The sequence below is a fragment of the Acidithiobacillus sp. genome (assembly GCF_023255755.1).
In the GTDB taxonomy this organism is placed as follows: domain Bacteria; phylum Pseudomonadota; class Gammaproteobacteria; order Acidithiobacillales; family Acidithiobacillaceae; genus Acidithiobacillus.
This window is the reverse complement of sequence record NZ_JAGDVS010000155.1, coordinates 1-15556: the sequence shown is the minus strand read 5'-3', so window position 1 is coordinate 15556 and position 15556 is coordinate 1. Positions and strand designations below refer to the sequence as shown.

Annotated in this window: 12 protein-coding genes and 1 pseudogene; 6 read left to right on the top strand and 7 right to left on the bottom strand. The window is 60.6% G+C overall.

The window, feature by feature from the left end; translation table 11 throughout:
- A partial coding sequence (locus Q0C48_RS11020; RefSeq protein ID WP_291524308.1) for an Rne/Rng family ribonuclease occupies positions 1-2363 on the top strand: 2363 nt, incomplete at its 5' end.
- Positions 2364-2406: 43 nt separating this feature from the next.
- On the opposite strand, the gene cysS is transcribed toward Q0C48_RS11020, so the two are convergent.
- A complete protein-coding gene (gene cysS / locus Q0C48_RS11015) occupies positions 2407-3795 on the bottom strand; it encodes a cysteine--tRNA ligase (protein ID WP_291524306.1) in 1389 nt (462 codons plus the stop codon).
- A 21-nt stretch (positions 3796-3816) separates the two neighbouring features.
- Entirely contained in the window at positions 3817-5241 is a 1425-nt protein-coding gene (gene gltX / locus Q0C48_RS11010) for a glutamate--tRNA ligase (protein ID WP_291524304.1), read from the bottom strand.
- 97 nt (positions 5242-5338) lie between these two features.
- On the opposite strand from gltX, the gene Q0C48_RS11005 reads away from it, so the two are divergent.
- The 5 genes from Q0C48_RS11005 to Q0C48_RS10985 all read left to right on the top strand — a co-directional run bounded on the left by Q0C48_RS11005 (position 5339) and on the right by Q0C48_RS10985 (position 11609).
- Positions 5339-7828, top strand: coding sequence for a penicillin-binding protein 1A (locus tag Q0C48_RS11005; protein ID WP_291524302.1), 2490 nt, complete (start codon positions 5339-5341; stop codon positions 7826-7828).
- Between the two features lie 323 nt (positions 7829-8151).
- Positions 8152-9048 carry a zinc ABC transporter substrate-binding protein gene (locus tag Q0C48_RS11000; RefSeq protein WP_291524300.1) on the top strand — a complete coding sequence of 299 codons (897 nt, stop codon included), beginning with the start codon at positions 8152-8154 and terminating at the stop codon, positions 9046-9048.
- A 7-nt stretch (positions 9049-9055) separates the two neighbouring features.
- On the top strand, positions 9056-9886 hold the full coding sequence (locus tag Q0C48_RS10995; protein WP_291524299.1) for a metal ABC transporter ATP-binding protein: 831 nt from the start codon (positions 9056-9058) through the stop codon (positions 9884-9886).
- Positions 9887-9905: 19 nt separating this feature from the next.
- On the top strand, positions 9906-10796 hold the full coding sequence (locus Q0C48_RS10990; RefSeq protein ID WP_291524298.1) for a metal ABC transporter permease: 891 nt from the start codon (positions 9906-9908) through the stop codon (positions 10794-10796).
- 3 nt (positions 10797-10799) lie between these two features.
- Entirely contained in the window at positions 10800-11609 is an 810-nt protein-coding gene (locus tag Q0C48_RS10985) for a metal ABC transporter permease (RefSeq protein WP_291524297.1), read from the top strand.
- A 34-nt stretch (positions 11610-11643) separates the two neighbouring features.
- Here the strand turns inward: Q0C48_RS10985 and Q0C48_RS10980 are convergent, their stop codons facing one another.
- The 5 genes and pseudogenes from Q0C48_RS10980 to Q0C48_RS10960 form a co-directional block, all read right to left on the bottom strand.
- On the bottom strand, positions 11644-12849 hold the full coding sequence (locus Q0C48_RS10980; protein ID WP_291524296.1) for a DUF5666 domain-containing protein: 1206 nt from the start codon (positions 12847-12849) through the stop codon (positions 11644-11646).
- The gene (locus tag Q0C48_RS10975) at positions 12842-13648 is read right to left on the bottom strand and encodes a DUF6502 family protein (RefSeq protein WP_291524295.1); all 807 of its coding nucleotides are present in this window, start codon (positions 13646-13648) and stop codon (positions 12842-12844) included. The genes Q0C48_RS10980 and Q0C48_RS10975 overlap by 8 nt, the downstream gene beginning before the upstream one ends.
- Before the next feature lie 284 nt (positions 13649-13932).
- On the bottom strand, positions 13933-14946 hold the full coding sequence (locus Q0C48_RS10970; RefSeq protein WP_291524294.1) for an NAD-dependent epimerase: 1014 nt from the start codon (positions 14944-14946) through the stop codon (positions 13933-13935).
- Positions 14943-15188, bottom strand: a complete 246-nt coding sequence (locus Q0C48_RS10965) for a hypothetical protein (RefSeq protein WP_291524292.1) — start codon at positions 15186-15188, stop codon at positions 14943-14945. The genes Q0C48_RS10970 and Q0C48_RS10965 overlap by 4 nt, the downstream gene beginning before the upstream one ends.
- Before the next feature lie 70 nt (positions 15189-15258).
- A pseudogene (locus Q0C48_RS10960) lies at positions 15259-15556 on the bottom strand (hypothetical protein); the annotation flags it as partial.

The window sequence follows — 15556 nt, the reverse complement described above, 5'->3', positions numbered from 1 at the left end:
CTACCCATGCAGAGGAGTTGCGGGTGGCTTTGGTAGATGGTCAAAAACTCCTCGATCTGGACATTGAACGCGCTTACCGGGAACAGAAAAAAAGCAATATATACAAGGGTCGCATCACCCGTGTGGAGCCCAGCCTCGAAGCCGCTTTCGTCGATTACGGCGCCGAGCGACACGGCTTTCTGCCCCTCAAGGAAATCGCCCGGGAATACTTCCTACAACAGGAACAGGGCCGCAAACGCATTCAGGATCTGGTGCGGGAAGGTCAGGAAGTCATCGTTCAGGTGGACAAGGAAGAGCGCTCCAGCAAAGGAGCGGCACTCACCACCTTCGTTAGTCTGGCCGGACGTTATCTGGTGCTGATGCCGAACAATCCGCGTGCCGGCGGCGTGTCCCGGCGCATTGAAGGCGAGGACCGCACCCAGATCCGCCAGCACCTGCAACTCCTGGACATCCCCGAAAACATGGGGGTCATCGCCCGCACGGCGGGGATCGGTCAGGAGCTGGAGGCCTTGCAGCGCGATCTGGAGTATCTCAAACAGATTTGGCAGGCCATCGTCGATATGGCGGCGCCGCGTGCCGCCCCTTTCCTGATTTATCAGGAGGGTAATGTCGTGGTCCGCGCTCTGCGTGATCATTTTTCCGAAGACTTCGGGGAGGTGCTGATCGACGAGGAGGGGGCCTACAACGCCGCGGTGCAGTTCATGGGCTCCATGATGCCGAAGATGGTGCATCGTCTGAAGTATTACGACAACGACGTGCCTCTCTTCTCCCGCTATCAGATTGAACAGCAGATTGAGTCCGCATTCAGTCGCGAGGTGCGCCTGGAGTCAGGGGGCGCCATCGTCATCGATCATACCGAAGCGCTGGTGGCCGTCGATGTGAACTCGGGCCGCGCCACCAAGGGTCAGGACATTGCGGAGACCGCGTTCCAGACGAACCTGGAAGCCGCCGAGGAGATCGCCCGGCAGATTCGCCTGCGCGATCTGGGCGGGCTCATCGTGGTCGACTTCATCGATATGGAATCCCCCAAGCACCAGCGTGAGGTGGAGAACAGGCTCAAGGAGGCCCTCAAGCTGGATCGGGCGCGGGTGCAGTTGGGGCGCATCTCCCGCTTTGGCCTCATGGAGATGTCCCGGCAGCGTCTGGGCGCCAGTCTGGAAGAATCGTCTTCTGAGCCCTGCCCGCGCTGCAACGGTACTGGTCAGATACGGGGCTGCGAAGCCACCAGCATGCACGTCCTGCGCCTGCTGTATGAGGAGTGCATGAAAACCGGAGCTGCCGAGGTAGAGTGTCGGGTGCCGGTGGATGTGGCCGTCTATCTGCTCAACGAAAAGCGCCGTCCAATTCTGGAACTCGAAGCCAAGACCGACACCCGCATCCTGGTCATTCCCATGCCGGACATGGTTACGCCCCATTATCAAATTCAGCGGACGCGCGTGGAAGGCGGCACCAGTCGGCCGGCACCGGCGCCCAGCAGTGACAACAGCGCGTTGCCCGCACGCCCCAGCCGTCCGACGAGCGAATCAGCGGCACTGAGTCCGTTGACCGCGCCGCCGCCGCCCGAGGTGTTGCCACCACTGCGCACACCACCGGCACCCAGCGGCCCGAAGGCGAAAGCGCCCGCTAAGGTCGTTCCGCCGGAAGAAGGTATTCTGGCCCGGCTGGTGCGGGCGCTGGTATCCCGTTATGCGCCCGTTGACGCGGCGACTTTCTTGGCGGAAACCAGTGGCACTGAGCTGTCGGCAGGCACGGAGCAAGTCAGCGAGACGAGCACCGATGAGCAGGAAAACGGTGGCGAAGGCCGCAGCAACCGGCGCCGTCGCCGCGGTGGACGCCGTGCACGGGCCCGGCGCTCCACCCAGGGCGGAGAGAATGGCGCAGAATCATCTTCTGCAGATGGGGAAGTCCCTGAGGATACCTACACGACAGAGGGATTCCAGGATAGCGATCTGCTGGCGGGTCCCGAGGATGACACCCATGTCCCTGAAGAACTCGTCTATCCCGGCACGGTACCCGCCGCCGCTGAGTGGCACCAGATGCTGGTCCCCGCCAAGGCGCTGACTCCGGTTGCCGATCTGACCGTCGAAAGTGAACCGGTACAGGAGCGCTCTCGCGACGCCGGGCAATCGTCGGCGCCGGAGGTAGAAAGCTTACCCGCACAGGGGTCAATGCCTGAGACCGTTCAAGAGCCGGTAAACGAGGTCCTTCAGGAATCCATACCGGTGGCAGTGCAACAGGAGTCCGCCCAGGAGCCCGTACAGGGTGACTTACTGGCCGTGGAGGCGGTGGAACATCAGGAAGCGGTATCTGTTGCCGTCCCCGGTGAAGCCGAGCAGCAGTCTTTCCCGCTGGGCGACGGCTGAGAAACGGCTACTTAGCCGCTCAAACCGAATGAGCAGTAGTGCCTCATTCCCGCCGCCATGTGGTGCCGCCGGGGCCATCTTCGAGGATGACTCCAACGGCTGTTAATTCCTGCCGGATCCCATCGGCGCCGACAAAATCGCGGGTCTGCCGCGCTGCGGCGCGCGCGGCAATACGCTCCTCAATCCAGCTCGCATCCGTCTCCTTGCCGCGGAGAAAATCCTCTGCATCTTGTCCCAGCAAACCCAGCACACCCGCCAGTTCACGTAGCAAAGTGGCGAGCGGCGCGGCTACTTCGCTGCCTTCATCCCGCAGGCGATTAATCTCGCGAGCCAGATCAAACAGCACGGCAAGGGCTGCTGGCGTATGAAAGTCGTCACTCATGGCGGCATGGAAACGCTCCCGCCACTCGCTACCCAGCTCCGCCACGATTTTGCGCCTGGGCATCCCGCGCAGGGTGGTGTAGAGCCGGGTGAGGCCCGCCTTGGCTTGCTCCAGCGCCTCTTCCGCATAGTTCAGCGGACTGCGGTAATGGCTGGACAGGATGAAAAAGCGCAGCACCTCGCCCGAATAACGGGGTAAGAGTTCCCGCACTGTGAAGAAATTATTCAGCGATTTGGACATTTTCTCGTCGTTGATGCGGACAAAGCCGTTGTGCATCCAGTAATGGGCAAAAGCGCAGCCCGCGCCCTGTGACTGAGCGATTTCATTCTCATGATGCGGGAACTGCAGATCCGCACCACCACCATGAATATCAAAGGCACAGCCCAGGGCATCGGCGGACATGGCGGAACATTCGATATGCCAACCGGGCCGTCCTTCTCCCCAGGGGGAAGCCCAGGACGGCTCGCCGGGCTTGACCGCCTTCCACAGGGCAAAGTCCAGAGGATCACGCTTGTCTTCGCCAATATCCACCCGCGCGCCCGACGTTAACTCGTCAATGGATTTCCCGGACAGGCGCCCGTATTCCGGGAAGCTGCGCACCGCGTAGTACACATCGCCATTGGCCGCCGCGTAGGCATGCCCTCTGTTGATGAGTTCGCCGATCAGGGTTTGCATGGCACCCACATGCTCCGTCGCCCGCGGTTCCAGATCAGGGCGCTGGCAGAGCAACGCCGCCTCATCTTCGTGCATGGCGTCGATGAAGCGTGCCGTGAGAGACTGGATCGACTCGCCACACTCCAACGCCCGACGAATGATTTTATCGTCGATATCGGTGATATTGCGGACGTAAGTCACCTCGTAGTCACGCTCACGCAGATAGCGCACCACCGTATCAAAGGTGACCATGACCCGGGCATGGCCGAGATGACAGAAGTCATATACGGTCATCCCGCAGACGTAGAGCCCCACATGATTGGGGCGCAGCACCTCCAGCGGCGTTTTACTGCGGCGTAGGGTGTCAAAGAGGGTCAGTACCGGCAGGGTGGTCATATTTTCAGCCTCGACAAACGTTCAGGAGCGTTGGGCAGCGGCATGAAGACGCGTTAACGCGCGCTCTTCACCGATGAGAGGGAGGAGCGCCGCCAGTTCCGGTCCGTGGGTGAGCCCGGTAAGCGCGGCGCGCAGGGGCATGAACAGCGCCTTACCGCGCTGCCCGCTTGCTTGCTGCAAGGTTTTGGTCCAGAGCCGGTAGTCGCCACCCGACGCCCGCAGCGTCGCCTGAGCGACGGACCAGAACTCAGGGCTGGCTCCGGTGATGGCCCCGGCGGCCTCGGCGTCGACCGTGGGGGAGGCAAAACAGCGCTCAGCCCAATCCAGTGCATCAGCGGGCAGCAGGATATTGGCACGCACCGCCGCCACAAAATGCATTTCCTGCCCTGTCGGCACTTTGTCCTGCAGATGGGGCGCCAACCAGTTCCAGGCGGCGGCATCGTCCAGCGACTGTACCGCTTCGTGCTGCCAATGCTGCAACTGCACCATATCAAAATGGCTGGGCGCCCGGCTGATCTGGGTCAGCGCAAAGCCCTGCGCCAGTGCGCTGCTATCCAGAAAGCCCGTCGCGCTGTAATGATGCCCCAGACGGGCGAGGTAGTTAAGCACCGCCGGGGCCAGATAGCCGGCCTCGCGCAGGCCGCGCAAGCTGACTGCCCCGTATCGCTTGGACAGAGGCTGACCGTCGGCACCGAGTAACAAAGGCAGATGACCATAACCGGGAACCGGTAACCCCAGCGCCTGCAAAATCAGGATTTGCCGGGGGGTATTGGTCAGGTGGTCCTCGCCACGCAAGACCAGATTCACCCCCATCAGCGCATCGTCGACCGCGTTGGCAAAGAAAAATGCCGGGCTGCCGTCACTGCGGCGGATGACAAAGTCCCCCAGATCAGCCAATGCATAGTGACGCTCGCCCCAGACCAGATCCGATACTGGGAGGATGCCCTGATCCGGCACCCGGAAACGCAGCGTGGGCCGGATGCCCGCCGCCTCCCGTTCAGTCCGCACCTCAGCATGAAGATGCCGACAATGTCCACCATAGCGTGGTGCTTTACCCGCCGAGCGCTGTACGGCGCGCTCCGCGGCCAGGTCGTCGGCGCTGCAATAGCAGGGATAGGCCTGGCCGCTGGCCTGCAAACGGGCATAGTACTGGTCATAGATGGCCAGACGCTCCATCTGCCGGTATGGGCCGTGATCGCCACCCCGGTCCGGGCCTTCGTCCCAGTCGATGCCGAACCACCGCAGATCTTCCAGCAAGGCCTTCTCATAGATCTCGGGGGAGCGCTGCTGATCCGTATCTTCAAGGCGTAAAATGAACGTTCCACCCGCGCCACGCGCCGCCAGCCAGGCGAAAAGGGCTGTGCGGGCGTTGCCAAGGTGCAGGTAACCGGTGGGGCTGGGTGCGAAGCGACTCTTTAGATTCATGGTGGTATAGTATTGCGCCATCGGCCGCGTCGCAATGCAAAAGCCGGGATAGGATACTTCGCAAAGTGCAGACCCGAATGCACTTTGCGAAGTACTCATACACACGGAAAGAAACGGAATGGCTCAAGCTAATACCCCGCGCGCGCGCTCTAAGAAACCTAAGCGCCACCATTATGGACGCTGGATTTTACTGATTATCCTGTTGATTCTGATAAATATCGGGATTGGCGTCGGTATCTACGTCTACCGCATCTGGCAGACCTTGCCGCCCATCCATGAGCTCAAGGAATGGCGTCCCGACGAGCCTCTGCGAATTTATGCCGCGAACGGCACACTGCTCCAGGAGGTCGGTCCGCAGATGCGTTATGCCCTGCCCATCGACCAGATTCCAGTCAAGTTGCAGGAAGCCTTCATATCCGCCGAAAACGCCCGCTTCTACAGCGACAACCCCCTTAACTACCCGGTCAGTTACCCTGGGATTCTGCGTGCCGCGATAGTGGACGCTATTCACATGGCACCGGTGCAGGGGGCCAGCACGATCCCGGAGCAGGTAGCGCGCAACTTTTACCTGACTCCGCAAAAAACCATTTCCCGCAAGATCGCGGAAATCCTCCTGGCGTACAAACTCGCCAACCACTTTACGCACAAACAGATTCTTGAGCTTTATCTGAACAAGATTTATCTCGGTCAGGGTGCCTACGGCGTGCAAGCTGCGGCGCGGACCTATTTTGGAAAAGGCGTCAGTCATCTTACCTTAGGGGAGATGGCAACCATTGCGGGGCTACCGCCGGCACCTTCCGTTTTAAACCCTGTAGTGAATCCTGATCTCGCCAAAAGGCGGCGTGCTTATGTGCTCAAGCGCATGGAAAAGCGCGGTTATATTTCTACGGATGAAGAGGCGAAGGCCAACGCGGAACCCATTCTTTCGCGGTATCATGCTGCTGCCAGCAACGGTGCACCTTATGTCACCGACTGGATCGCCAGTTGGCTCACCCAGCAATTCGGCAGCGATTTCACCTATCGTTCCGGGCTCAAGGTGTACACTACCATCCTGCCACAGGATCAGGAGGCAGCGAATGAGGCGGTTGCCGTGGGGCTGGAAAACTACGATATGGGGCTATCCAGTATGGACCTCAAAAGCTACCGCGGCCCCATCGCGCGCCTCAGCGGGGACACGCTGCAGGCAGCACTCGCGGGTAAGCGGCCTGATGTGTTGCCACCACATGACCCGGCCAACCTCAAATGGGGCGTAGTGGTCAGTACCGACGCCAAAAGCGCTACGGTCTCTCTGGAGGGCAAGAAAAACGTCATTCTCACCTTGCGCGACGTCAGTTGGGCACGTCCCCGTTATAGTGCCCCCAAGCCACGTTTGGTGAATGCGGTTCTGCACAGTGGCGACTTGGTCTGGCTGCGCCCTTATGTACATTCTGTTACGGCGGGGGCAGGTCAGGAATGGGGTGCCAATGTCTGGTCCTCTGCTGGCAAAGATGCGGGCTGGCAGCTCTCACAGATTCCTCAGGTACAAGGCGCTCTGGTGAGTCTGGACAGCCGTACCGGGGCTATCCACGCCCTGGTGGGTGGCTTCAGCTATGAACTCAGCCATTTTGATCGCGCCGTTTTTGCTTATCGGCAGCCGGGCTCGGGCTTCAAGCCCTTCGTCTACGCTGCGGCTATGGATGCGCCAGCGCTGCTGGCTTCAGGCAAGAGCAGTTATATGACGCCACAGACCCCGATTCCAGACACCCCCCTGTCGATTACCCTGCCTACCGGACAGGTCTATGTGCCGACGAACTACAGCAACCAGTTCTCCAATACACCGATTCCGGTATGGTCGAATCTGGCTTACTCTCATAACGTACCCAGTGTTCGCATCCTCATGGACATCGGCATCCCCTATGCGGCGCAGTATGTGCAACGCTTTGGTTTTCCGGCCCAGCAGGTACCTCAGGTGCCCTCCATGGTGCTTGGCGCAGGAGATTACAGCCCCTTACAGCTCGCCCGTGCCTATGCGGTCTTTTCCAGCGGCGGCTTTCTGCCCCATCCCTATCTCATCACCAAAATTGTGAATAGTCGCGGTACACAGATATCCCTTCTCAATTGTCCCATGGGCTATGCCCCGCCCGCCCAGCAGACGGCCATACCCCCGGGGGTAGCCTACCTGCTGACTGAGATGATGCAGCAGGTGATCAAAATTGGCACCGGTGTCGCCGCCCAGAGCCTCGGGCGTAATGACATCGCCGGCAAAACCGGCACGACCAACCACGAAAATAATGCCTGGTTCAATGGGTTCAGCCCGCACATCACCACCAGTGTCTGGGTGGGCTATGATGACAACCGCACCATGGGCCGTTGGGCTGCGGGGGCGCGTGAGGCATTACCTATCTGGATTCACTATATGCGGACGGCCATGGCGGGCAGCCCGGCCACCGGATTCTTCCGGCCGCCTTCGGTGACCGGCCCCACTATCAGTGGCGGTAGTAACGTCATTGGTGTCAGTGATTATCTCGCCGGGTATCCGCCCGTTGCCGCACCCACGGCTTCCACGGAAAGTGGCGCCGGAACGGATATTGGCGACAGATTGATCAACACCATCAAGAGTCTCTTCTAAGAAGAGACGGGAATCCGCCCTGCATCCATTGATACTCCTGCCCTCATGGTCGGCCATGAAGGCAGTGCAGTGCTACGGTGCCGCTGGATACCGGAACTGGCGGCCATCCCCGACAGGATCCTGGAAATCGGATGTTGGAACAATCGCTTGACAACGAATTCCGATTTTAATACCGTGCAACACAGTTGCATAACTGGATATTGATGGTCTGGTGCAGAATTGGATATCTGGTTCCGAGGATTTTAAAAGTGATTCATTTTAACAGACAGAAAGCACCTCTCCCTTCAATGGCTGGCCGTCGCATGCGGCGGTGGGCGCCCGATATGTGGACTGCACTGCCGCCACTGGTCGTCTTGTGTGCCGGGCTGGGCATGGCGCCGGTAGCCGCTGCGGCGACCATTCATGCTGTGGGTATAGAGAATCAATATGCCAATGTGATCGGCCAGATTGGTGGGGAATATGTCACTGTCACTGCCATCGAAAGCAACCCCAATACAGACCCGCATACCTTTGAAGCGAGTCCTGCCGTGGCCCGCGAGATCGCTGCAGCGCAAATTGTGGTGCGTAACGGCGTCGGCTATGACAGTTGGGCCGAGAAGATCCTCGCGGCGGATCACAGCGCTCAGCGCAAGGTGATCGTCGTTCAGGATCTGCTCCATCTGCCGAAAAGCACCCAAAACCCCCATCTCTGGTACAAGCCGGAGACGATGCCTGCCGTAGCCAAGGCCGTTGCCCAGAGTCTGACGGAACTGGACCCGGCCCACGCTGCCTATTTTACGGCCAATGTGCGCAAGTTTGATGCCTCTCTGAAGCCCTGGTATCAGGCAATCGCCAGCTTCAAGGCCCAGTTTGGCGGAACGCCGGTGGCAGTGACGGAACCCGTCGCCGATTACCTGTTGCAGGCTGCGGGTTGCGACATCAAAACGCCGTGGAAACTGCAGGCGGCTATTATGAACGGTACCGACCCGGCACCACAGGATGTGAGTATCCAGGACCAGCTCATTAAGCAGCATCAGGTCAAGGTGTTCCTTTATAACCAGCAGGTGACCAGCGCGCTGACAGCATCATTCCTGGGTAAGGCGAAAGCAGCGAATATCCCTGTGGTCGGTTTCTATGAAAGCATGCCGACGGGCTATAGCTATCAGTCCTGGATGCTGGCGGAGGTGCATGCGCTGAGTAATGCGGTGAAGCATGGCACTTCGACGACTGTGCTGAAGTAATACGGCATTGGGAACGCCTGATCCAATACTTTCGGTCACTCGTCTCTCTGTGGATTTGGGCGGTCGCCGCATTTTGCGGGATGTCAGTTTTGAACTCTATCCCGGCCAGCTCTGTGCCCTGATCGGTGAGAATGGTGCGGGCAAGACGACCCTGCTGCGCAGTCTGCTGGGTCTGACGCCGATCCGCGCGGGGCAGGCCTTGATAGATGGCGCGTCCGCTAGTCAGCGCCGTGCTCTGGTCGGCTATGTGCCCCAGAAAATCGCTTTTGATGCGGATATCCCCCTGCGGACCCGAGATCTGGTGCAGTTGGGGCTGGATGGCCATCGCCTTGGTCTGCCGCTATTTCCCGGTCGTAAAAAAGCCTTGGTAGATCAAGCGTTGCATGCGGTCGGGGCAGAGGCCTTTGCGGATCAGCGGGTTGGGGAACTCTCCGGTGGCCAGCAACAGCGGGCAGTTATCGCCCATGCCCTGGTGCGTCAGCCGCGTCTGCTCATTCTCGATGAGCCCTTGGCTAATCTGGATTTCGGCAGCGCCAATGCGCTGGTGGCGTTGCTTGGTAGATTGACGCGTACCCGACAGATTGCTGTACTGGTGACTGCCCATGATATGAACCCACTCTTATCTGTCGTGGACCGTCTGGTCTATCTGGTGGGCGGGCAGGCCGCCACCGGCAGTGTGGAGGAGGTGGTGCAGCCTGAGGTGTTGAGTAAGCTCTATGGTTACCCGGTAACGGTATTGCGGCATGGGCGGCGGATACTTGTGCTACCCGATGTCGCGGCTGAAGATGCCGAGGCGGGCACGGCAGCGCATGTGCCGCATCCGGAAAAGGCCGATTAACGCCATGTGGAATCTTTGGATGCTTTTGGGAAATTCTAGTTTCTTCAGCAGTGAGCCGGTGCAAACCGCGCTGATCGTGGGGACTTGCGCAGCGCTGGTCAGCGCGGTGATCGGTGTGTTTACCATATTGCGCGGCAATGCCTTTGCCGGACATGCCCTGGCCGACGTGAGCAGCGCCGGTGGGGCGGCCTCCTTCCTGCTGGGCATCAATCCCTTGCTGGGCTTTCTGGGTATGGCCTGGATTGCGGCCTTCGGCATGGAGTTTCTTGGTGTACGCAAGGTGCGGGAGCGCGATCTTGCCACGGGCATCGTTCTGGGGGCGGGATTGGGTCTGTCTGCGCTCTTTCTCTATCTGGATGTGACGACTACCAGCACTACGGGTGCAGCGGTATCGGTGATGTTTGGATCCATGTTTGCGATTCCGCAGAGCCTTATCGGTCCTGCGTTGGTGGCCTCCGCCGGGGTGCTTTTGCTGGTGGGTCTGCTCTACCGGCCGATGATGTTGACGGCGGTGGAGCCTGATCTGGCGGCAGCACGGGGTATTTCCCTGCGTTGGATCGGTTTGCTGCAACTGCTGGCCCTGGGGCTGGCGGTGGCGGTCTGCGCTCTGGCCATTGGCGCGGTGCTGGCGACGGCTTTGCTCATTGGTCCGGCGGGTGCGGCGATTCGTCTGAGCCGGCGTCCGGCACAGGCGATATGCTGGGCCATTGCTATCGGTTTGACGGCGGTCTGGGGTGGTATCTGGATGGCCTATGAGAGTTACTACTGGTTTTCCGGTAATGCCTGGCCAGTGAGCTTTTTTGTCGTGACGCTGGTATTTCTGTTTTATCTGGCGGCGGTGCTGGTGGCTAAAGTGGCGGGCTTGTCGGCGCGTCCGAAGTCGGTCATCTGGCCGCACTGCGAGGTATAGGGCATGTTCTCCAGTTTCATGATCAATACCTGGATTGCCGCCACCGCCATTGCTTTTGTCGCGGCTTTCGTCGGATTTTTTGTGGTGGCCAGACGTTCGGCCTTTGCCGCCCATGCCTTGCCACTGGGTGCCTTTCCGGGGGCGGCGGCGGCCAACCTGCTGGGGGTCAATCCGCTGATCGGGTTGCTGGTTTTTGTCGGAATGGGGGTTTTACTCCTGCGCCAATTGGTGCGCATGGGGCGCCGCGATGTGGGCACGGGGCTGCTGCTGGTGCTGTTTCTGGGGGTGGGTGCGTTGTTGCTCAGTATGACCAGTGAGTATGCACCTGCGGTGTTTTCCCTGCTCTTCGGCGAGGTGCTGGGGGTCAGCGGCGCCGATTTGTGGCCCATACTGGGCATCTGCGCGCTGGTGGTTGTGGGCATCGTTCTGTATTTTCGCCCGCTCTTGCTGGATTCGACTTTTCCCGATCTGGCGGCCTTGCAGGGGATTCGCGCATCACGTATGGATCTGGTGTTCCTGACCCTGCTGGCCCTGGTGGCTGCCATGGCCTTGCCGGTGGTGGGGGCCTTTCTGGTGTTCACCCTGCTGGTCGGCCCGCCGGCTGCCGCCCAGGCGTTGAGCGGCAATCCCATGCGCGTGCTGGCGCTATCCGTGATTTTTGCAGAGGGCTGCATCTGGAGTGCTATCGCGCTCTCCTACTGGACCAACTGGCCCATCGGGTTTTTTGTCGGGACCATCGGCGCGGGCTTGTTTACGGTGGCGCGTTCTTACCGGCACTGGAATCAGCGGCAGCGCAATTTCGTGGCGCTATAAATACTGATCGCACCTTCAACTGCCGGATTTTGGATTAATCGTTATCAGGGAGTTCCGGCCTTTCTACCATGGGTTCTATCTCCGGGGGGCCAAACTCCGGGCGCTCGATTTCGGGATGATGTAATACGGGAGGGAGCACCGGCATCCGCGGTATGATGGGGAAATCAAAGTCCATGGGGTTGACGCTGAAGATGACCCGTTCCGCGTTGACGACACCCGGGGCCTGGACCCTTCCCTCGACGGCGACCATGCTGCCTGCCTGCATGTTTGCGGCATCCCCGTTTTCATAGAGGGTGTGGGGACCCTCCACCAGGGATACCCCGTGGGTGGTCCATCCATCCATCCCGCGATCCAGGTAACCCACCAGGGACACCCGGTTGCCGACGTCCTGCGCCGCCAGCGCAGTGGGGCTCACGCTTTCCACGCGGGCCTCCCCGTCGGCGTATTCGCCTCTGACCACCACGGATTGCCCCACCTGGATGGCACGGAGCAGTGCCCCGTTTACCTGTAGCCGCGTTGCGCCGACTTCCAGGGTGTCCTGACTCGGATAAAGCGCACTCACTTGGCCACGCAACAGCAACGGGACCCGGGCGGGCGCGGCATCCGCCGGATAGAGACGACAAATCGCCGTCGCCAGCCAATGGCCATTCCCCCGGTCCAGGCCGCTGACCGATACCACGTTACCGGCCTTCAAGGCCGCGAAGGGCAGGGATTGATCCGAATTGCGCACGGTGATGGGGGTCATTTTGCCCGCCTGGATGGTTTCGCCGAGAATGGTAAATTGTCGCTTGGCCGCATCGACTTCCGTCACCCTGCCGATAACGGCATGCTCCACCCGTACCTCTTGGGCGATCGCCCGCCCGTCGGCGGCGGCCTGGACGGTGACGCGGTCCCCGAGATGCAGGTCTTTTGCCGTGCCCGCAGCGCCGTCGACGCTATAACGGGTCTGGGGGCTTAGGACATATTCCTGACCGTTGACATAGATGCTGCCGAAGCGCTGGATCACCCCCAGGGCCGTGATGCCCGTCCCGCCGATGCCCCCCGGCTGGATGCCCGTGCCGCCGATGCCACCGGGGTGGATGCCCGTGCCGCCGGGATGGATGCCCGTGCCCCCGATGCCATCCGGGGTGGCGCCCGATCCACCAATGCCGCCCGCCGGGTCGGGAAGGGCCCATGCCCCCGGCAGGGCCACCAGACCCAGGACCAGGACCAGGACCCACCAGCGCAGGGCTTTAGGCATGCTCCCCTTCCCCCGCCGCAGTGTCCTCTTCGTAGTAATAGACCCCCAGGCGCAGCCGCCGCTGCGGCCCTTCGGGCGACTCGGCTGCGTTCAGCCGCTGATGGGCCTCGCGCAACAAGCGCTCGCCCATCCGGTAGAGTTCCGGCCGCGCCTCCTCCAGCACCACCGCGGGCAACGCATCGAAATACAGCGCCCGCTCCAGAAAGGGCTCCCCCCCTTCCAGATTGTGTACCGCGCTGCGCAAGTGATCGCCGACGTTCTCTCCCAAAAAGGCTACCCGGTCTTCCGGCAGGGCGGAAATATAGGCATGGCGCAACAGACGCACTACCCCTTCCTTTTCCTCCGCCACCCCCACCCGGCCCAATTCGTCCAAAATGGCGCGCGGGCGCATGTCGGCCTTGACCCGGCGCGCCAGTCCCTCAAAGCTCGGGGACGCCTCGCTGCGCAGGGGCAGCGGCTTGGGTTGCCCGGAAGGGTCTGCATAATCCGCCATTGACACCCAGGCCGCCACCACCTGCGCCGCGATATTGGCCCCGTGCCGCAACATCGGCCGCTCGCCGTGCCCCTCCAGCAGAAGCCGCAGCCGCTTGACCTCCTTGCGGTGGATCCCGGTCAGCAGGCTGACCCGGCTGTCCGTCAGTGTCCGTCCGTCGGACTCCCCATAGTGCTGGCTCGCCTCCGCTACATACACCATTTTGAGCGCGTCCGCCAACGCCCCATAGGTCCACCCCTGTCCGATCAAATACCGGACCAAAGGGCGCAGGATCGCCAACACCGCCGTTTTCAATACGCCATTCATGGCCTGCCTGGACTCGCCTTACTTAGTTTCCGTGTCTATTGTAGCATGTCGTGAAATATGGACCCACTATTTACCCTCATTACTCCAGACGCACGTGCAATGCCCCCTCCGTTAGCCAAACCAGAACACGGAGGCAAGATTTCACCAGTCCCATTCGGTGATTTGTGCATGTTGTATATAGACCACGGTACCGGCTGCGCCGGCTGCCATTATCGCCCGGCAACCGGTCAGCAGGAGCGCCGCTATGTCCAATCCACTATGCTGTGGTTCGGAGTCACCTGTTTTCAGGAGGCGTCGTAATAATTCCGATACCAGGCGACGAAACGGGCAAGACCATCACGCAAGGGGGTGGCAGGGGAAAAATCCACCGCCTCCTGCAATTCACCCACATCGGCATAGGTAGCAATAACGTCCCCGGCCTGCATGGGCAGCCATTCGATGTCGGCCTTGCGCGCCAGCAGATCCTCCAGGATCGCGATGAAATCCAGCAGGGCTACAGGGGTATGGTTGCCAATATTGTAAAGACGGAAGGGGGCATCGCTGGTGCTTGGATCCGGCTGCTTCGTCGAGGCCGGAGCAGGGCGCGGTGCGAAGTCCAGGAGCCGTACCACGCCTTCGATGATGTCGTCGATATAGGTGAAATCCCGGCGCATCTGACCATGATTGAAGACTGGGATGGGCTCTCCGGCAAGGATCTGGCGCGTGAAACGAAAATAGGCCATGTCCGGCCGGCCCCACGGTCCGTAGACCGTGAAAAAACGTAATCCGGTGCAAGGAATGCCGAAGAGATGTGCATAGCTATGGGCCATGAGTTCTCCGGCCCGCTTGCTGGCGGCGTAGAGGCTGAGCGGATGATCGACCCCGTCATGGACGCTGTAGGGCAGGCGGGCGTTGGCGCCATAGACCGAACTGGAGGAGGCGAAAAGCAGATGGTCAACGGCCTGGGCGCGACAGCCCTCCAGAACATTGGCGAAGCCGACCAGATTGCTGTCGACATAAGCGGCGGGATCCTGGAGGGAATGGCGGACGCCCGCCTGGGCCGCAAGATTCACCACCACATCAAAATGTGGCCCGGCGAAGAGGCCTGTCATGGCCTCCCGATTGGCAAGATCCACGGTGTGGAATTGAAAGTCCGGATGGTTTTCCAGATGCGCCAGGCGATCCCGCTTGAGGGCGGGGTCATAATAGGCGTTGAGGTTATCAAGACCATGCACGATCCACCCTTCGGTCAATAGACGGCGGCACAGGTGGTAGCCGATGAAGCCCCCGGCACCGGTGACGAGAATCCGTCTGCTCATGAGAAAGCCTGCGCCAGGAGGGTGTGCAGACCATGACTGCCCCCTCCCTGCACCGCATCGACGTCTGCCCCTGCACAGCTCTGGTAATTGCCCTGCAGGACCTCGGGCATGGGGATATGGCGGATCCCGCCACCGCCCCTGCAACGCCGCCGAACGGTGTCCGGTGCAGCCTCGTTCCGTCTCCAGGTCATTGATGAATATGCCAGGGTTTTTATCCCCCGCAGGTTGCTTTCCAAGTTCATCGCTATCCTCCTTCTGTAGATTCAATTTAAGATACTGGGTACCACTCAGCGATGGTGATATAGCCTTGCCTTAATCGCCATCAAGGATTTCCGGCCTTTCCACCTGTGGTTCCACCTCCGGGCGCTCGACATCGGGCCGCTCGATTTCGGGGCTATTGACCTCTGGACGCTCACCCTCATTTTCGGATCGCTCCCAGTCACCCCGCGCGCCCTGCGCCATCTGTGGCAAGATGGGCAAATCAAAGTCCATAGGGTTGACGCTGAAGGTAATACTTTCCACCACGACGACCCCTGGGGCTTTGACCTCCCCACTGACGGCGACCATGCTGCCTGCCTGCATGTTTGCGGCATCCCCGTTTTCATAGAGG